Here is an 18382-nt window from a genome sequence, read left to right on the forward strand (position 1 = left end):
CCCGCGCGATCGGGTGTCCGATGCGCGGTTCACCGGGAATTCGTGTGGGCGGCCCGAGGACCGCCGGGACGGGCGCCGGGGGACCGCCGTGCGGTCCCCCGGTCGGTCAGGCCGGAATCCCGCTGGGGAGGCCGCGGGTGGTGACGACCCGGGCGCTGCCGTCGGCGAGCCGGTAGGACAGGCCGACCACGGCGGCGCGGCCCGCGGCGACCTGGTCGGCGATGACGCGGGAGCGGTCCAGGAGGAGGTCCACGGTGTGGCGTATGTGCTCGGCGATGATGTCGTCCTCGTCGGTGAGGCCGGCGGCGCGGGCGGCGAGCACGCTGGGGGTGACGCGTTCGATGACGTCGCGCACGTAACCGGTGGCGCTGACTCCGTCGGTCAGGGCGGCGCGGGTGGCGGCGACGGCGCCGCAGGTGTCGTGGCCCAGGACGACCACCAGCGGGCAGCCGAGCACGCTCACCGCGTACTCGATGCTGCCCAGGACCTCCGGTCCGGCGACGTGGCCCGCGGTGCGGACGACGAAGAGGTCGCCCAGGCCGCGGTCGAAGATGATCTCGGCGGCCAGGCGCGAGTCCGAGCAGCCGAAGAGCGCGGCGAAGGGGCTCTGGGCCGGCGCGGTCTGGGCGCGGCGCGCCGCGTCCTGGTTCGGGTGCTCGGGCGTGCCCGCGGTGAAACGCCGGTTGCCTGCCAGCAGCAGTTCGTAGGCCTCGGACGGGGTCGGTGACGGCGGAGTAGTCATGACCGCAGGCTACGGCCCCGCCCGGACCGCCGCCCAGCGAGGTCCCGCGGGCGGCCGCCGGTCAGGGCTCCAGCAGGTCGGGCACGACGCGGCGCAGGACGTCGGCGGTGATCGCCCCGGCCCGCCTGAGGACCGGGGCCGGGCCGGTGAGGTCCACGATCGAGGAGGCGACGGCGGCCTCGGTGGGACCGCCGTCGAGGTAGACCGCGACGGAGTCGCCGAGCATGTCCTGGGCCGCGTCGCAGTCCTGCGGGGAGGGGCGGCCGGTCAGGTTCGCGCTGGAGACGGCCATCGGGCCGGTCCGGGCGAGCAGGTCGAGCGCCACGGGGTGGGAGGGCATCCTGACCGCGACCGTGCCGTTGGTGTCCCCGAGGTCCCAGGTCAGGGACGGCAGGTGGCGCAGGACCAGGGTCAGCCCGCCCGGCCAGAAGGCCTCCACCAGGGCCCATCCCTCCTTGGGGAAGTCCGCGACCAGGCCCTCCAGGGCGTCCGGGGAGGCGACCAGGACCGGGGAGGGCATCGCGCGGTCCCGGCCCTTGGCCCCCAGCAGCCGGTCCACGGCGTCGGGGGCGAAGGCGTCCGCGCCGACGCCGTAGACCGTGTCGGTCGGGAGCACCACGAGCTCGCCCCGGCCCACCGCCAGGCCGGCGGCATCGAGTCCGTCGGCCAGGCCGGAGGGCGTGGAGCAGTCGTACCTGAGGGCCATCGTCGTTCTCCGTTCCACCGGGCGCTCGGCCCGGCCCGCACCTGCAGACGTACCCCGGCAGGGTACCGGCACGGGCGGGCGCGGTCCGGCCGCGCGGGGGCGGGGAGGGCGGGCCCCGGGCGGTGCTCAGGCGGTGCCGGCGGCCCGGTCGAGGGCGGAGTCGAGGGCGAGTGCCGCGGTGATGAGGGCCAGATGGGTGAAGGCCTGGGGGAAGTTGCCGAGCTGTTCACCGGTGAGACCGACCTCTTCGGCGAAGAGCCCGACGTGGTTGGCGTACGTGAGCATCTTGTCGAAGGCGTAGCGGGCCTGGTCGACGCGGCCGGCCCGGGCGAGTGCGTAGACGTAGAGGAAGGTGCACAGCGAGAAGGTGCCCTCCGAGCCCTGGAGGCCGTCCGGGGAGGCCGCCGGGTCGTAGCGGTAGACGAGGCTGTCGGAGACGAGCTCCCGGTCCATGGCGTCCAGGGTGGACAGCCAGCGCGGGTCCCCGGGGGTGATGAAGCCGACCAGGGGCATGAGCAGCAGTGAGGCGTCGAGGACGGTGCTGTCGTACTCCTGGACGAACGCCCCGCGCTCCGTGCTCCAGCCCAGGGTCATGATCTGTTCGAGGATCGCGTCGCGCGCGGCGGTCCAGCGGGGCAGGTTCCCGGGCCGGGCGGTGACCGTGGCCTGGCGGATGCCGCGGTCGAGGGCGACCCAGCACATGAGGCGGCTGTAGGTGAAGTCCTTCCGGCCGCCCCTGGTCTCCCAGATGCCCTCGTCGGGGCGGTCCCAGTTCTCGCACAGCCAGTCGAGCAGGGCCGCGCAGCGCCGCCAGTCGTCGAAGCCCACCAGGTCGCCGGTGGGGCCGGCCTGGGCCAGGCCGTACAGGGCCTCCCCGTAGATGTCCATCTGCAACTGGTCGGCGGCGCCGTTGCCCGCGCGGACCGGAGCGGAGCCCCGCCAGCCCTCCAGGTGGCCGAGGACCTCTTCGTCCAGGTACGGGTCCCCGTCGACCCGGTACATGATCTGCAGGGGTTCGCCGTTGGGGGCCCTGCCGTCCGCCACCCGCTGCATGAGCCAGATCCGGAACGCGTGCGCCTCCTCGGTGAAGCCGAGGTCGCGCATGGCGCGCACGGCGAGCGAGGCGTCACGGATCCAGGTGTAGCGGTAGTCCCAGTTGCGCTCGCCGCCCTCCTGTTCGGGCAGGCCCATGGTGGCGGCGGCGACCGGTGCCCCGGTGGGGGCGTAGGTCATGAGCTTGAGGGTGATCGCGGAGCGGTTGACCATCTGCTGCCACCGGCCGTGGTAGGTGCAGCGTCCGATCCAGCCGTGCCAGAACTCGCGCACGGAGTTGAACGCCCCGATCACGTCGTCGGGGCTCGCGGGCGGCGGGGCGGGGCCGTCCGCGTCGCAGACCGTCAGCAGGACGGCCGCGCGTTCGCCCTCGGACAGGGTCACGGCCGCCCGCACGTCCGTCCCGTCGGCCTCCAGGGCGACGGGGCCCAGGGCTTGCAGGTAGGCGGTGGTGCCGGGTCCGTCGAAGCGGGCGGTGGCGCCGTCGCACGCGAGGGCGTGGGGCGCCCGTCCGTAGTCGAAGCGGGGGCGGCACTCCAGCCGGAAGCGCACGGTCCCGCGTACCACCCGCATGACGCGCACCACCTGGTGCCGGTCGGTGGCGGTGTGGGGCTCGTGGACGGGCATGAAGTCGATGACCTCGCCGACGCCTTCGGGGGTGAGGGAGCGGGTGACGAGGACCGCGGTGTCGGCCAGGTAGAGCTGGCGGGTGACGACCCCGTCGCCCGGCTCCCGCGGTGCGCCGTCCGGGGTCCGGGCGGGGTCGGTCGTGAGGGCGAGGTATCCGCCGCGGTCCGCGTCGAGCAGGCTCGCGAAGACGCTGGGCGAGTCGAAGCGCGGTGAGCAGAACCAGTCGAGCACCCCGTCGGACGAGACGAGGGCACAGGTCTGCAGGTCCCCGATCAGTCCGTGCTCGGCGATGGGCGGGTAGGGGCGCATCGGGCCTCCGCTGGGGGTCCGGGAGCCGCCCGGCCGGTGGCCGGCGGCGGCCGTGTCACACGGGGGCCGGGGCGAAGGGGTACAGCGCGTCGGCACCCGGCTGGACGACGCCGTAGGTGCTCTCCGGTACCTCGTGCCACGCGCCGGGCAGGTCACCGAGGGGCTCGGACACGACCATGCGGGTCTCGTCGGAGACCTCCTGGAGGAACGCGACGTCGGGGTGGAGCCTGCGCAGCGCGTCCACCCGGCTGCTGTAGAACAGCGACCGGGACGCGTGGGCACTGGAGTAGCGGAAGGCCCAGAGGCTGGTGCCGTCGGTGATGGCGAGCGTCATCTGGAGCGGGAACTCCACTCCGTGGTCGCGCCCGACGCGTTCCACCGTCCCCGCCATCCGGGCCACCGCGGCCGGCGGGTCCTGGTCCAGGCCGAAGGTGAGGGCCAGGTGGAACATCACCTCCGAGTCGGTCGTCCCCTCGATGCCGGCGTACAGCGCGGGGTCGACGAGGAGGGTGAGGTCCCGGCGCATCAGGTGGAAGCCGGAGATCGCCCCGTTGTGCATGAACATCCAGCGGCCGTGCCGGAACGGATGGCAGTTCGACTGCTGCACCGCCGTGCCGGTCGACGCGCGGATGTGGGCGAAGAACAGGGGGGCGCGGACGTGGGAGGCCATCTCCCGCAGGTTGCGGTTGTTCCAGGCCGGTCCGACGTCCCTGAGCAGCGCCGGCGAGGGGTCGTCCGGCGAGTACCAGCCGACGCCGAACCCGTCGCCGTTCGTCGTCTCGACGCCGAGCTTGGAGTGCAGGCTCTGGTCGATCAGCGAGTGGGCGGGCTTGTAGAGGATGGTGTCGAGCAGCACGGGTGTTCCCGAGTAGGCGAGCCATCGGCACATGTGCGATCACCTGGGTCCTTGCAGCGTCCTTGCAGCACGAGTGCGGGCCGGCGGACCCGGCCCGGCAGTCTCATTCTCGGCTCGCGCTCCGGGGCACGCCACACGGGGCGGGACCACCGCCGCGGGCCGGTCCCGGGCGTCCGGCCCGCGCTATCCGGCTCCGGAGGCCGTCCAGATGAGCGGGTACGCCCCGGCGCCCGTCCGCTCGACCCACCGGAGCCGGTCGTCCACCACGGGCCGGCGGTGCTCGTGGGTCCGCTCCGCCAGGTTCCGCAGCATGTCGCGCATCCTGCGCAGGGCCATCGGGGATCCGGTGGCGGCGATGGCCACGTCGTCGACGGCGATCCGGACGTACCGCTCCCAGTCGGGTACCGGGATGCTCACCCGCAGCCTTCCCCCGGGGTCGTGGAACCGGCCGATGTCCAGGTCGCGGTCGGCGAGGCGGGTCAGCAGGTCCTCGATGCGGTCCAGGGCCTCCACGGCCGTGGCCGGATCGTTCACCGCCGGGGACAGGGCGCGCAGCGCGATGTCGGCGAGGAGCCTCAACGGCAGTTCGGGGTCCTGGCCGAAGGTCCGTTCGACCCCCGTCGACAGGGCCGCCAGCACCTCGGCCCCGTCCGGACCGCCCGCGGTCACCTCGGCGAACACCGTCCCGCCCGACAGGGTCGCGCCGGGTGCGACCCGGAAGGCGATCGTGCAGTCGCGTTCCCGCGCGAGGTCCACCAGGGCCGGTACGTCGATCGCCCGGAGCACGGTCGACGGTCCGGCCCAGCGGACGGCCGCGCCCACGCCGCCGGCCCCGGACGGCGGGCCGGCCGCCGCGTCCGCCGCGTCCGGCGCGTCCGGGGTGTGCGGGCGCGGGTACGGGCGGTCGTACAGGCCGTCGTACAGGCGGTGCGCGCGGTCGGTGACGGCGGTCAGCGCGTGGCCGAGCTGGATCGAGTGGAAGGCCTTCGTCTGCAGCGTCCGCATCAGGCCGAGCGCGACCAGCGTGAGAATCATGGCGGCACAGGGGAGGAAGGCGGAGACGCTCTCCCGGGTGCCGATCGCCAGGCCCGAGGTGATGCAGAAGACGAACACGCCCACGGTGAAGGCGAACGCCCGCCAGACGATCGGCTCGTCGCGGAACAGGCCGAGGCGGGGGGTGAACGTGCTCGCGGAGAACTGGACGACCAGGAACAGCATCGAGTAGATGATGCTGACCAGGCTGACGACGCCGAAGCCCAGGGTGAACAGCATGCTGACCACCCGTCCGGCGGCCACCGGGGCGCCCAGGTCGACCAGGGGGGCCAGCAGGCCGAGGACCAGCCCGGCGACCGCGTAGACCAACTGGGTCAGCTCCCTGCGCGCGGTGTGCGCGGGCCGGTGGAACGGCGCGCCCGGCCGGCGCCGCTCCCGTGCGGCGCGGCCTGCGGGGCCTCCGGCAGAGCCCGGCATCCGGCCTCCTCCCGGGTCGTGTCCTCCCGGCCATTGGACACGCGCCGCCACCGTTCCGCTCGTCCGGCCGGGGCACCCGCTGCCGCCGGCGCGGGGTGCCGGCAGCGGAGGCCGGAGGATCACCTGGCGCGGCCGTCGTGACGGTGGATCCGTGCAGCCCGATCGAACGCAAGGTCGATGCAAGCGAACTCCCTTTCTCCGTACGTCAGTTCAGAGGTCCGGATGCTTCTACTTAGGTAGACGGCCCCCTTCTACCTAAGTAGATTGCCGCCATGCCGGACGTGAATCTGACGCCGCACACCCAGACCCTGCTGCGCACCCTCCTCGGCCAGGGCATCGACATCGGGCAGCGCTCCGTGGTGCTCACCGAGGGGCTGTACGGGCTGGACCTCGTCCGGCGCACCGGGCTCCCCAACGGCACGCTGTTCCCCATCCTCGAACGGCTGCGCCAGGCGGGCTGGGTGGAGCGGTACTGGGAAGAGGACGCCATAGCGGAGGCCGAGGGCCGTCCCCGCCGCCGTTTCTACCGCATCAGCCCCAAGGGCGCCGTCCTCGCCCCGCAGGCGCTCGCCGAGGCGAGCGCCGCGGCGTCACGGGCGTCACGGCCGGGCCTCGCCCGCCCCGGTCTGGCCGGTGGTGCCGGTGAGTGACCGCATCGCGGGGCGGGTGACACCGCTCCTCCTCGGAGCGGCCTGTGTCGGCTACGTGACGGGATCCGCCCTGGAGTGGGGAGGCTCCCGGCAGCTCTCGCTCGTCATGGGCGATTTCACGCTGGGCGCGACCGCAGCGGCCGCCGCCGTGGCCTGCCTCCGCCAGGGGCGGCGCCGCGACGGTCGGGACCGGGCCGCCTGGCTGCTGTTCGCCCTGTCGTTCACGGCGGCGGCCCTCGGCCACGTGGCCGCGCCGCTCTCCCTCTGCTTCGCACCGCCCGCCGCCGCGGGGCTCCTGCTCCTCGCCAAACGGGCCGTGACCAAGGCCGGCTGGGTCTGCGCGGTGCTCGACGCGTGGCTGGTCGGCGGCTCCCTGTTCACGCTGTACCGGAGCCTGGCCCCGGCCGAGGCCGTCCAGCACACCGCGCTCGCCCCGGCCCGGGCGCTGCTGGACATCGTCCTCGTGTCGATGGCGCTCGTCCTGCACTTCCGCCGTTCCGGGGCCGGGCGCCCGGCCGTCGGCGCGGCGGCCGCCGCCCTGGCGGTGATCGGGACGGGCGACGTGCTCGCCCTGACGCCCCTGCAGGACACCATCTGGTTCGGCGGCCCGCTCCTCTTCGCCCACGCGCTCCGGGACTCCCGGCGGGCGGACACGGCCGGGGCTCCGCCCCCGCCGCCCGGCGTCCGGACGGGCACCCACCCGGTCGGGACCGCACTGACCGCGCTCTCGCCGTACCTCGCCGCGGCAGCCTGCGCCCTCGGGATCCTCTGGGACGCCCTCGACGGCGGCAGCGTCAACCGCGCGGTCCTCCTCGCCGGATGTGCCGTCGTCGTGGCCTTGGTGGTCCGGCAGGGGATCATGCTCCTTGACACCATCGCCCTCACCCAGGAACTGGCCCGGAGAGAGCACCACTTCCGCTCCCTCGTCCAGTCCGGCGATGCCGGCAATACCGCCGAGCCGAACCCGGGCGGCGAAGGCGGCACCGGTGACCAGCCGGCCGCCGACGCACCCCAGGAGGACATGGTCCCGTCGGGCATCGCGGGACGGGGGGACGACCGGGGCGAGCCGGGCGGGCGGGTGCTCCGGTTCGGAGCCCGGCTGCTTCCCGCGGAGGAGCGGGCCGAGTGGCTGGACGAGCAGAGCGCCATCCTGTCCGACCTCCCGGGACGCCGTGAGAAGTGGAGATGGACCGTCGACCAGCTCTTCGCCATGCCCCGATACGCCTACACCGTCCGCAGCGGCCGCGACAAGGAGTCCGCATGACCACCCCGCCCCCGCCCTCGCCCCCCTGCCCCGAGCCGGTCCCGCAGCCCCCGCCCGTACCGCCGCCACCCGCACCCGCACCGCCCCCGTCGCCCGACGCGGAGCCCCTGGTGAGCCTGCGCACCGCACTGGTGCTACTGACGGCCGCCTTCGTCGGCACGGTCGTCGGCGCCCTCACCGCCCTGTCCACGGGCAGTTCCGCCGGGGCCCTGCTCGCCGCTCTGACCGGCTTCGGGGCTGCGGTCCTGGGCCTGCACAAGCTGATCGGCCGCTGAGGGCGCTCACCGCCCCTCCCCCTCGTGGCGGTCCACGACGATGAGGGCCACGTCGTCCGACAGGCGGCGGGTCTGCGTGTGCCGCAGGAGGGCCTGGCGCACGGCGTCCAGGAAGGCGGGGCGGGGGTGGCGGCGCAGGGCCGGCATGAGGCCGGCCAGGTCGAAGAAGGCGCCGTCGCGGTCGCGGGCCTCGATGACGCCGTCGGTGTGCAGCAGGAGGCGGTCGCCCGGGGCGAAGGGGTGGCTCTCCGTCCGGACGGGGCCGCTGATGAACTCCTCCAGGCCGAGCGGCGGCAAGGGGGTGGCCGGTGTCAGCGGCCGGACCGCGCGCCCGTGGAGGAGCAGCGGCGGGGGGTGTCCGCGGTTGACGACCTCGATGCGGGGGCCGTCGGGGATCTGGGCGACGAGCACGGTGACGAAGCCCTCCAACAGGGCGTCCGCGCCGTCCGGCGGGTCCGTCCGCGCGTTCGCGCTCGCGCTCGCGAGGGCGGCGTCCCGCCGCAGGGCCGCCGCGCAGTGGGCGACGACCTCCACCAGGTCGTCCTCGTAGTGCACGGACTCCCTGAAGGCGCCCAGCACGACCGCCGCGGCCCGGACCGCGGGCAGCCCCTTGCCCCGGACGTCCCCGACGATCAACCGGACCCCGTACCGGGTCTGGACGGCGTCGTAGAGGTCGCCGCCGATCTGCGCGCCCGCCTCGGCCGCCAGGTACAGGCTGGCGGCCCGTACGGGGCCCAGCCGGTCCGGTACCGGCCGCAGCAGCACTTCCTGGGCGGCCGCCGCGATCCGGCGCACCTGGTTGAGCTGGCCCTCCCGGCGCGTGCGCGCGGCACGGCTCGTCGTGAAGCTCGCCGCCGTGACCAGGCACAGGGCGAAGAGATTGGTGTAGACCTGCTGCCCACCCCAGGCGTGGTTGTGGGTCGCGGTGATGATGCTGACGACGACGGCCAGTCCCGCCGCCGCGAGCGTGCCCCGGGGGCCCGTCGTCACCGCCGCCAGGGCGGGCGTCGCGACCAGCAGGGGCCCGGTGTAGACGACGTGCGCGGGCGTGAGCTCGATCAGGAGCACCAGCAGGGCGAGCGCGAAGGGCACGCACTCGGCGAGGGCGAAGAGGACCTGGTGGTGACCGCCGGCTCCCGGTCCCGGGGGCGAGCGCAGGGGCGCTCTCATGAGTACAGCCTGCCCCTCCCGGACGCGCGGACGCCACTCCGTGCGCCCGGTGCGCCGACAGCCGGGGACGGCCGGGGCGCGGCCGGGGGCGCGGCCACCCGAAGGGGGCATTCCGGGAACCCGTCTGCCCCGCTCCGCACGACACCGCCGCGCCGGTGGGGAAACGTCGTGGGGAGTGCACCCAAGCCCCCGGAACCCCCTTCGCGAAGAGGCACGCATGGACGAGGCCGAGCGGTACGAGCGATACGTCGGCGGCAGCCCGGAGACCGAGCGGCTGGCCTTCGAGCGGCTGGCGGGGGAGCTCCTGCGCGTGCAGCTCAAGGCGCAGCGGCGCAGCGGCGCCGCCGCCCCGGAGCGGACCTTCCACGCGAAGGCGGTCCTCGGGGTGGAGAACGCGCGCCTGCGCTTCCGCGACGACCTGCCGGAGCCGCTGCGGACCGGGTTCGCCCGGCCCGGCGCCGAGTACCCGGTGACGGTACGGCTCTCCAACGCCGGCGGGGTCCGGCGGCCCGACTCCGCACCCGACCTGCGCGGGGCGGCGCTGCGCGTCGAGGTGGGGCCCGGGGAGACCCACGACCTGCTGATGACCAGCCACCCGGTCTCCCACGCCCGCGACGCCCGCGAGTTCGTGGCCTTCGCCAAGGTCATGGCGGGCGCCGAGTCGCGGCCCGCCCGGGGCTTCGCGCTGTTCGTCAGGCTGCCGCTGGCGGTGGGCTGGTCCACGGCGGGCCGGATGCGCCGCAACGTGATTGCGGGGACCCGGCGCACCGTGTCCAGCCTGGCCCTGGAGACGTACTGGAGCCGGGGCGCGATCCTGTGGGGCGGCGCGGGGCCGGTGCGCTACCAGCTGCGGCCCGCTCCGGGCGCCGCGGCGGCCCCGGCGGGCCCGCCGGCCGGGCCCGACGGGCTGCGGGGCGAGCTCGCGGGGAGGCTGGCGGCCGGGGACGTCGTCTTCGAGCTGTGCGTGCAGCGCTACGCGGACCCGCGCCGCACCCCGATCGAGGACGGCGCGGCCGAGTGGCGGGAGCAGGACGCGCCCGTGGTGCCCGTGGCCACGCTGACCGTCCCGCGCCAGGACGTGCACACGGCACAGGCCCGCGCCGCCGGGGCGCGGGTCGAGCTGCTGGCCTTCAACCCGTGGCACACCGCGGAGGGCTTCCGCCCGCTGGGGAACCTCAACCGGGCCCGCAAGCTCGCCTACGAGGCGAGCAGCGCGCACCGCCTGGGCCGCCGCTTCGTGACCGTGGAGCCGCGCCGCAACGCCCTGCTCGGGACCCCGCTGCGGGCCGTGTTCCGCTCGGTGAACCGGGTCGTGCCGTGGCACCGGCTGCCCACCCCGGTGGCGCTGCTGAACCTGATGGCGTTCCGCCAGACGCTGCGCCGGCACAACCTGATCGACACCGAGGTGTACGAGGCCCCGCCCAAGGCGGGTCCGGTGGAGCCGCCCGTGGACGAGGAGCTGCTGGTCAGGCGGAGCTACGACGGCAGCCACAACGACCTGTCCGCGCCGCGGATGGGGGCCGTCGGCGCGGCGTTCGGGCGTTCCATGCCGCCGGACTACCGGCCGGACCGGTTCGACACCCCGAACCCGGTCGTCGTCAGCAGGGAGCTGCTGCGGCGCGAGGCCTTCATCCCGGCGACCTCGCTGAACGTGATCGCCGCGGCCTGGATCCAGTTCCAGGTGCACGACTGGGTCAACCACAAGCGCTTCCCGGCGGGCACCCGGAGCGTGGAGGTGCCGCTGCCGCCCGGCACGGACTGGCAGAACACCCCGGGCGGCCCGCGCGAGAAGGTGATGCGCTTCGGCGACGACGAGCCGCTGGACGGGGCCGGGAGCGGACGGCCGCCGATCCGGTTCGCCGGGGGCGTCTCGCACTGGTGGGACGGATCGGAGGTGTACGGCGGGGACCGGGCCGTCGCGACCTCCCTGCGCGAGCCCGGCGGCGGTGCCGCGCTGCGGCTGGAGGGCGGGCACCTGCCGATGGGCGCGGACGGCCTCCCGGTCACCGGGTTCGCCGACAACTGGTGGCTCGGCCTGAGCGCCGTGCACACCCTCTTCGCCCGCGAGCACAACGCCGTGTGCGAGGCCCTGCGCGGCGAGTACCCGCACCTGGACGAGGACCGGATCTACCACACGGCGCGCCTGGTCGTCTCCGCCCTCATCGCCAAGATCCACACGGTGGAGTGGACTCCGGCGATCCTCGCCACCAGGACGCTCGACATCGGGATGCGGACCAACTGGGAGGGTCCGCCGAAGAAGTGGCTCGAGCAGCTGGGCGTCTGGCTGCTGGAGGCGAACGGCAAGGACGGCATCCCCAGGACCCTGCCCGAGCACCACGGGGCCCCGTACGCCCTCACCGAGGAGTTCGTCACCGTCTACCGGATGCACCCGCTGATCCCCGACGACTACGCGTTCGCCGACCACCGCTCCGGCCGCAGGCTCGACACCCTCGGCTTCGACGCCCTCCAGGGCGCCGCGGCGGAGCCGCTCATCCGCCGGACCGGCCTGGTGGACTCCCTCTACTCGCTGGGCATCGCCCATCCGGGGGCGATCACCCTGCACAACTTCCCGCGCGCGCTCCAGGCGTTCCGGCGCGACGGGGAGGTGATCGACCTGTCCGTGGTCGACCTGGTGCGCACCCGGCGCCGCGGGGTCCCCCGCTACAACGACTTCCGGGCCGGGCTGCACAAGCCGCGGATCCGGCGGTTCGAGGACCTCTCCGGGGATCCGGAGACGGTCGCGCGGCTGCGGGAGGTCTACCGCTCGGTGGACGACGTGGACACGGTGGTGGGGCTGTTCGCCGAGAACCCGCCCGCTGGGTTCGGCTTCAGCGACACGGCCTTCCGCGTCTTCATCCTGATGGCGAGCCGGCGGCTGCAGAGCGACCGCTTCCTCACCGTCGACTTCCGGCCCGAGATCTACACGCCCCTCGGCATGGACTGGATCGCCCGCAACGGCATGACGAGCGTCGTCCTGCGGCACTGCCCCGAGCTGGCGGGCGTCCTGCCGCGCGGGGCGAGCGCCTTCGCGCCCTGGCGTCCGGTCCAGCCGGTCCGCGGCCACGCCGGCCGCGACGGCCGCGACTGAACGGGAGGGGCCGTGTCCGCACCCGAAGGAGGCGGCGGCCGCCGCCACCCCGGCCTGGAGGAGCTGCTCGCCCGGCCGCTGCTGGAGACCGTGTTCGGCCGGCGCACCCACCGGGTCGGCCGGGGCGCCTCGGTGCCCGCCGGGTCGATGAGCTACCGCTCCCCGCACCGGCCGCAGCCGCTGGGCGAGCTGGAGGAGGCGGTGCTGATCGCCCTCACCGGCTCCTCGGGGCTCACCATGCCCGACCGCCCCTTCGAGGACCCGCGCGACCACAAGCCGATCATGGCGAAGCCGAACCTGAACATGACCGGGCGGACCGCCGGCAGTCCCGACAACGCGCAGGCCACCCACTTCTTCATGATCAACGACACCGGCACGTACTACCTGCGCAAACTCCCGCCCGCCCCGGGGGCCGCCTTCGACCCGGACACCCTGGTCGAGCGGGCCCGGCAGGCGAAGGTGCGGGTGCTGGACCACCGGCTGGACGTCGCCGAGGGGATGCGCGACTTCCCCGCCTACCTCGACTCCAACCGGTTCCTGTCCAACCTGCCGGGGAGCACCCTGTTCCTGCCCGTGGTAGACCTCTCCCACCAGTACGTCAACGCCCTGATGTACCTGCTCACCCAGCCCGACGGAGCCCGCCCCACCCTCGTCGACGACCGGAACTTCTACCGCCCGGCCGGGGTCCGCCGGTGGGTCCGCAGCGGGTTCCTCAACCCGGGCATCAAGATGCCGCTCGGCGCCCTGGGGCCGATGCGCACCCAGATCGAGGCCGATCTGCTGCTGCAGAACATGATGCTGGTCGCCGACGCGATGGGGCTCGGCGCCTGGATCCACGCCGCGATCAGCCCGCAGATCATGCTCGGCGACCCCAGGTTCTCCCGCACCTACGGGCGGATGCTGGGCTTCGACTTCGTCACCCCCCGGTTCCGCCCCCTCGACGCCCTGCGCTGGCAGGTACCGCTGCCGAAGTACGCGTCCCTGCGCGCCCACCCGGTGGGGCTGCGGGCCGGCGGCGAACACCTCATCAAGGCCGCCTGCCCGCCGCACTACCCGTCGATGGCGGAAGCCGTCGACTCGGTCGTCCGGTCCAAGTTCGGCAAGGACGGCGTCTACGCGGACAAGGAGCTCTTCGCCCGGGTCTACAAGGAGGACTACGCGCAGCGCTACCTCACCGAGGCGAGCGAGTACGGCCGGCAGGTCGTCGACTGCGCACGGGACGTCTGCGTGTACGTCCACGAGACCCACGGCCGCTTCCCCGCGCACACCGACGCCATCCACGTGCCCGGTGTCTGGCTGCAGGCGCACCACGTCGAGTCCGAGTACTACGAACGGTTCTTCCGCAGCGGCCTGACCGAAGCACACCGCCGGCACGCCGCGCACTGGGACGCGTAGGGCCTACTTCGGCCGGGAGTCGCTGCCCGCCAGGCTGCGCCACACGCCCACGACGATCGCCAGCTGGGCGGCCAGGTAGGCGACCTGCGTGGACAGGCCGCGCAGCTGGTAGACGGACAGGAGCAGGCCGACCCGGCTGGGCCAGAACCTCCGCTCCTCGGTGAACGTGGCCATGTCCATCCAGATGCTGGTGAGGGTCAGGACCAGGAGCATGAGCGCGACGTGCAGGAAGACGTACCCGAGCTCGGTGTCGGTGATCTGGGTGACCAGGGCGCCCACGCAGACGGGGATGGCGTAGGCGGCGGTCAGGCTCAGTGCGCGCACGGGACTCCGCCGCCCGGGCAGCACCCGCCACAGCGCCCCGAGGACCAGGCCCCCGCCGGCCCACGCCACCTGCCACGCGAGGCACTTGGCCGCGATCTCCGGCAACCCCGAGAGGCTCTGGAAGGTCGCCATCTGGGTGCGGTCGTCCTTGAGGTAGCTCAGCCAGACGAGGGCGACGCTGGCCGGGAATCCGAAGCCGAACGCCAGGCGCGCGGCACGCTTGGCGTTGTCCCACCAGTCCTCGCCGGGTCCCCAGCTGAGGGCGACGTCCAGCACGGAGATCTGGGCGGGCGGAGGGCCCTCGCCCCGGCCGTCGAACAGCCAGTGGTGCAGGCCGTCCAGCCGCTCCTCCAGCTCCTCGCGCGAGAGGTCTCCCTCCCCCCGCCCGCGGTCCAGCGCGTACAGCTTGTGGTGCAGGTTGCGGAACTCGTGGGCCTTGTGCAGCAGTACGCGACGGCGCCGCTCGGTCCCCAGCCTCCGCACGCGGAACCTTCCTTCGGTGCGGCCCAGTACGGAGAACCGCCGGCCGACCGTCACCACGGCGTACAGCGAGGCGATCATCAGCAGGAGCCAGGCGCCGAACAGCAGGTTGGAGCCCGCGAACTCGACCTGCCGGAACCCCACGGAAAGGGCGAAGACCGCCACGGTCAGCAGGAGATCGGCCTTGACCGGCCCCAGGGGCGGTCCCTTGTCACCCTCCTCGGGCCGGCCCTGCCGGTCCCGGACGCGGATCTGCAGCAGCGCGACGAGGGCGAGGCCCGTCAGCATCCACGCGTAGGCGTAGACCCAGGTGAGGCCGGAGTAGGGGAACTGGACGAGGAACTTGGTCCATTCCCGGTCACGGCCGGTTTCGGACCCGTCGATGAGCCAGTAGGCGCGGCTCCACCAACGCGCGTGCGTCCACCAGAAGGAGGTGAGGAGCGCCGCCGCGGCCAACGCCAGCAGGGCCGTCACGACCAGGGTGGAACGGACCGGCGCCGTCTCCCACGCGTCGTTCCAGGAACGCCGGACGATCGCCCCCTCCCGTGCGAAGCGCCACGCCCATGCCACCATCGCGGCGAGCCACAGCCACAGCGTTCCCAGCGCCAGCAGCGTCAGCCCGACGAGGCCCGGCAGTGCCACGACCGACAGCAGGCCGGCCAGCGCCACGGCCGAGGCGATCAGGACCACCGCCCGGGCCCGGCGTCGCGGGGCGTCCTCCGTGCCGGCGGCGGCCGCTGCTCCCTCCGGGGTCGGGCGGGGCGAGGAGCCGGTACGGCACCACGGGCGGGCGGCCAGCACCAGGGCCAGCGCCAGGGCGATGGCGACGAGGTGGCGCCAGGTCGGCCCCTCGGACGGGGGCCGGTCCACGATCAGCGCGCGCAGGACGGCCGCCACCACCATGCTGAGAACGGCCCACAGCAGGACCAGCCTCGCGAAGCCGGCCGGTCCCGGGGTGCCGGACGCGCCGGCCGGAACGGATGCGCCGGGCTGCTGCCGTGACGCGTACAGAACGGCTGCCGCGCTCAGCAGCGAGGTGAACATCCACCAGGTGGCCACGCCCACCCAGCCCAGGCTCCACCACTGCTCCCCGACGTTGAAGGAGCGCTGCCAGGGGGGATCCACCTCCACCCGCACGTCGAAGGGTTCCGGCTCGGACCACACCAGGCGCTCCGGGTCGGCGGAGGAGGGCGGGGGAAAGACGTTGGTGGCTTCGAGCCCGTCGAGCCGGACCTCGACCTGGCCCCACGCGGCGTTCTTCAGCGTGTTCGGCGGCCGGAGGAAGACCCGCCAGTCGTCCCCCTCCTCGTCGACCTCGATCCGCCACGGGCCGAGCAGGAACGGCCTGTTCTGCTCGATCCACGCGGTGGCCTCGTAGTTCACGGTGACCAGGTCGCCCCTGACGCTCACCTGCGGGTCGTGGAAGCGCCACTCGCGACTGCGCGGGACCGCCTCCCGCCCCCGCAGCAGGCAGCGCATCGCCCTCTGGTACGGAGCCGACTTCTCGCTGAGCGCCAGGTCCGTGGCGCGGTCCCATTCCTTCGCCGAGACGCTGACGGTGAGGGTCGAGATCACCTGGGCGTAGCTGCGGTCGTGGTAGTCGAAGTCGAGCCTGGCACTCACGTTGCGCGCCTTCAGCTTCCCCGCCTCGCAGACGTCGACGGCGTGCGCCCGCTGCACCCCACCCCATGCCGCCATGGCCGCGGTCAGCAACAGGATCAGGCTCCACCACCGGGTCCGCACCATCGTGCCCCGTTCGCGTCGTCTCCTCCGGCACCCGTACGGAGACCCTCTAACACGCGGCGCGCCGAGCCGCACCCGGCCACGCGGCCGCGAGCCCGGTCCTCACCCGCCCGGCCGCGGCCGACCGGATTGCACGGGGCGGGTGGGCGGCCCACGATGGGACCGGGGGGTTCCTGCCCACTGCCCACGATCCACGGGACGCGCCATGACCCACCCCAAGGAAGCCATCGCCGGCAAGCCCCTCCCCCGCTTCGAGGAGGCCGTGGGCCTCGGCCCGTCGGACGCGGCGTTCGTACGGGACCTCGTCGAGGTGCTCGACCGGCACGGGAACCTGGACCGCTTCGGCCTGTGCCTGCTCCACGACCACTTCCCGCTCGCCCCGGACGAGGTCATGGTGGAGACGAACGACCCCGCGACCCGCACCCTGCACGCCCGGGTGGAGAAGCGGGAGGGGACGCGGCACGTGAAGCCCTCCCAGTGGAGGTTCGCCCCCCACGGCACGGAGCGCCCGGAGGGCGGCCCCTACCAGGTGGTCATGCTGTGCGACCCGCTCGACCTGTGCCCGGGGTGCGAGGGCCGCCACGACTGACCCGTCCCCCGTGCCGCCGACCGGATGGCCTTGCCCGGCGGGCCGTCTACGGGTCCGCGCCCCGGGGTAGTACCGTTTCGTGCTGCTTCTGCCTGCCGACCGCCGCGGCCTGCGCGACCGCTTCGCCGCCGAGGGCTACGTACCGCTTCCCGGACTCGTCCCGCCCGACCGGCTCGTGCCGCTGCGGCGCGAGATCCGGCGCCTCGAATCGATGGCGGCCCACCAGGACCGCGGGGCGCTCCGCCCCATGACCACGCTCGGCGGGCGGCTGATCGCCGAGGAATCGGAGCTGATCCCCCGCGTCTACCACGACCCGTCCCTGATCGAGCTGGTGCGCGCGGTCTCCGCGCTGGAGGCCGTGCCCGTCGCCGATCCGCCGGAACGGCACGTGATCGACATCCTGCACCGGCACGACGACGCCCACGGCGAGCACACCCACGGCCACCCGCTGGCCCTGGTCGTCTTCTCCGAGGCACCCGGCTCGGCCCGGGACGGCGGTCTGCTCCAGTACGGGCCCCGGGGGACGGATCCCCGGTCGGCGGACGAGGTCGCCCGCCGGGCCCATCACCGGCCGGGGGACGCCTACTTGCTGCGCAGCGACACCACCGGCCACCAGGTGACCGCGCTGCGCCGGCCCGGACTGCGGCGGGTCGCGCTCAACTTCGCGTACACCACGCCCGACCGGCAGCCCGCGGCAAGATAGCAGCCCTCCGAGGGATCGCCCGGATGTTTATCCGATGGTGATGGTCCTTCCGCAGCGGCCCCGGACGGGGCACTAGCGTCCCGTGGCACCCAGGAGTTCGGGTGCGCACCGCAGGGCGCCTGCCGCCGCTGCCGCCCCGCTCCTCCTGCCTGCCCACGGAGCGAGGAGGCACTGTGCTGTCATTGCGACGGCGATCCGCCGGCGGCCTGTCGGTGGCCACGAGATACACCATCGGGAGCGCCCTGGTCATCACCGCGCTGGCCGTCACGCTCATCGCGCTGCTGATCCCCGTGTCGAAGTTCGGCGACCGGGCCTCGGCCGCCGCCGCGGGAACGGCCGCGAAGCCGGGCACCGACGACGACGGCGGCGGCACCATGAGCACGGCGTACGGTCCGCTGTCCGCGGCCGACCGGGACTTCGTGCGCAAGGTGCGGCTGGCCGGGCTGTGGGAGCTGCCCGCGGGGCGGCAGGCGCAGCAGCGCGGGACCCGGCCCTCGGTGCGCACCGCCGGGATGCACCTGGTGGAGGGGCACACCGAGCTGGACCGGCAGGTGCTCCAGGTCGGCCAGGCCCTCGGCATGGACCTGCCCGACCAGCCCAGCGCCCAGCAGCAGGACTGGCTCAACCAGCTGACGAACGCCTCCAACGCCGAGTACGAGCGGCTGTTCATCCAGCTGCTGCGGCGCGCGCACGGCAAGGTGTTCGCCCTGCTGGCACAGATCCGGGCGCAGACCCGCAACTCGATGGTGCGCTCCCTCGCCACCTCGGCCAACGCCACCGTGCTGGACCACATCACGGTCCTGGAGGAGAGCGGGCTGGTCGACTTCGACTCCGTCTCCGACGCGACTCCGGCACCCGCCTCCCCCACCCCGGTCCACCACCAGGGGGCCGCGCCCCCTCAGATGTCCGACCGACGAAACGAAGTGAAGTGATCG

At 74.0% G+C, this 18382-nt stretch carries 15 protein-coding genes; 8 read left to right on the top strand and 7 right to left on the bottom strand.

The genetic code is table 11. The annotated features are described in order from the left end of the window. Positions 1-106 precede the first annotated feature (106 nt). From ACIPW5_RS03340 to ACIPW5_RS03360, 5 genes are all read right to left on the bottom strand, one after another. Positions 107-742: a carbonic anhydrase gene (locus tag ACIPW5_RS03340; RefSeq protein ID WP_401239633.1), complete on the bottom strand. Its 636-nt coding sequence runs from the start codon at positions 740-742 to the stop codon at positions 107-109. A 61-nt stretch (positions 743-803) separates the two neighbouring features. Continuing rightward, positions 804-1448 (bottom strand): L-threonylcarbamoyladenylate synthase, encoded by a 645-nt coding sequence (locus tag ACIPW5_RS03345; protein ID WP_401239636.1) that lies wholly within the window; start codon positions 1446-1448, stop codon positions 804-806. A gap of 126 nt (positions 1449-1574) precedes the next feature. Continuing rightward, positions 1575-3440 (bottom strand): glycoside hydrolase family 15 protein, encoded by a 1866-nt coding sequence (locus tag ACIPW5_RS03350; protein ID WP_401239639.1) that lies wholly within the window; start codon positions 3438-3440, stop codon positions 1575-1577. Positions 3441-3495: 55 nt separating this feature from the next. Then, complete coding sequence (locus tag ACIPW5_RS03355) at positions 3496-4329, bottom strand: class II glutamine amidotransferase (protein WP_401239642.1); 834 nt, start codon at positions 4327-4329, stop codon at positions 3496-3498. A 150-nt stretch (positions 4330-4479) separates the two neighbouring features. Continuing rightward, on the bottom strand, positions 4480-5766 hold the full coding sequence (locus ACIPW5_RS03360) for a DUF2254 family protein (RefSeq protein ID WP_401239644.1): 1287 nt from the start codon (positions 5764-5766) through the stop codon (positions 4480-4482). Between the two features lie 272 nt (positions 5767-6038). On the opposite strand from ACIPW5_RS03360, the gene ACIPW5_RS03365 reads away from it, so the two are divergent. Genes ACIPW5_RS03365 through ACIPW5_RS03375 form a run of 3 tightly spaced genes read left to right on the top strand, consistent with a single transcriptional unit; the run spans position 6039 to position 7955 of the window. Then, positions 6039-6416, top strand: coding sequence for a PadR family transcriptional regulator (locus tag ACIPW5_RS03365; protein WP_401239647.1), 378 nt, complete (start codon positions 6039-6041; stop codon positions 6414-6416). Continuing rightward, positions 6409-7680 carry a hypothetical protein gene (locus ACIPW5_RS03370; RefSeq protein WP_401239649.1) on the top strand — a complete coding sequence of 424 codons (1272 nt, stop codon included), beginning with the start codon at positions 6409-6411 and terminating at the stop codon, positions 7678-7680. Before ACIPW5_RS03365 ends, ACIPW5_RS03370 begins: the two co-directional genes overlap by 8 nt. After that, complete coding sequence (locus ACIPW5_RS03375) at positions 7677-7955, top strand: hypothetical protein (RefSeq protein ID WP_401239652.1); 279 nt, start codon at positions 7677-7679, stop codon at positions 7953-7955. The genes ACIPW5_RS03370 and ACIPW5_RS03375 overlap by 4 nt, the downstream gene beginning before the upstream one ends. A gap of 6 nt (positions 7956-7961) precedes the next feature. Here the strand turns inward: ACIPW5_RS03375 and ACIPW5_RS03380 are convergent, their stop codons facing one another. Continuing rightward, a complete protein-coding gene (locus ACIPW5_RS03380; protein WP_401239655.1) occupies positions 7962-9125 on the bottom strand; it encodes a PP2C family protein-serine/threonine phosphatase in 1164 nt (387 codons plus the stop codon). Positions 9126-9342: 217 nt separating this feature from the next. On the opposite strand from ACIPW5_RS03380, the gene ACIPW5_RS03385 reads away from it, so the two are divergent. Together ACIPW5_RS03385 and ACIPW5_RS03390 are read left to right on the top strand one after the other, a co-directional pair. After that, the gene (locus ACIPW5_RS03385) at positions 9343-12213 is read left to right on the top strand and encodes a peroxidase family protein (protein WP_401239658.1); all 2871 of its coding nucleotides are present in this window, start codon (positions 9343-9345) and stop codon (positions 12211-12213) included. A gap of 12 nt (positions 12214-12225) precedes the next feature. Continuing rightward, entirely contained in the window at positions 12226-13608 is a 1383-nt protein-coding gene (locus ACIPW5_RS03390) for a hypothetical protein (RefSeq protein WP_401239661.1), read from the top strand. A 3-nt stretch (positions 13609-13611) separates the two neighbouring features. Here ACIPW5_RS03390 and ACIPW5_RS03395 read toward each other — a convergent pair whose 3' ends face one another. Next, on the bottom strand, positions 13612-16158 hold the full coding sequence (locus tag ACIPW5_RS03395) for a DUF6185 family protein (protein WP_401239664.1): 2547 nt from the start codon (positions 16156-16158) through the stop codon (positions 13612-13614). 202 nt (positions 16159-16360) lie between these two features. Here ACIPW5_RS03395 and ACIPW5_RS03400 point away from each other — a divergent pair, with 202 nt between their 5' ends. From ACIPW5_RS03400 to ACIPW5_RS03410, 3 genes are all read left to right on the top strand, one after another. Beyond that, on the top strand, positions 16361-16744 hold the full coding sequence (locus ACIPW5_RS03400; RefSeq protein WP_401239666.1) for a hypothetical protein: 384 nt from the start codon (positions 16361-16363) through the stop codon (positions 16742-16744). Positions 16745-16823: 79 nt separating this feature from the next. Continuing rightward, a complete protein-coding gene (locus tag ACIPW5_RS03405; RefSeq protein WP_401239668.1) occupies positions 16824-17447 on the top strand; it encodes a hypothetical protein in 624 nt (207 codons plus the stop codon). Positions 17448-17620: 173 nt separating this feature from the next. Beyond that, complete coding sequence (locus ACIPW5_RS03410; protein ID WP_401239670.1) at positions 17621-18379, top strand: DUF4142 domain-containing protein; 759 nt, start codon at positions 17621-17623, stop codon at positions 18377-18379. Positions 18380-18382: the final 3 nt, after the last annotated feature.

It is taken from the genome of Streptomyces sp. NPDC090077 (assembly GCF_044747545.1).
Classification (GTDB): Bacteria; Actinomycetota; Actinomycetes; order Streptomycetales; family Streptomycetaceae; genus Streptomyces.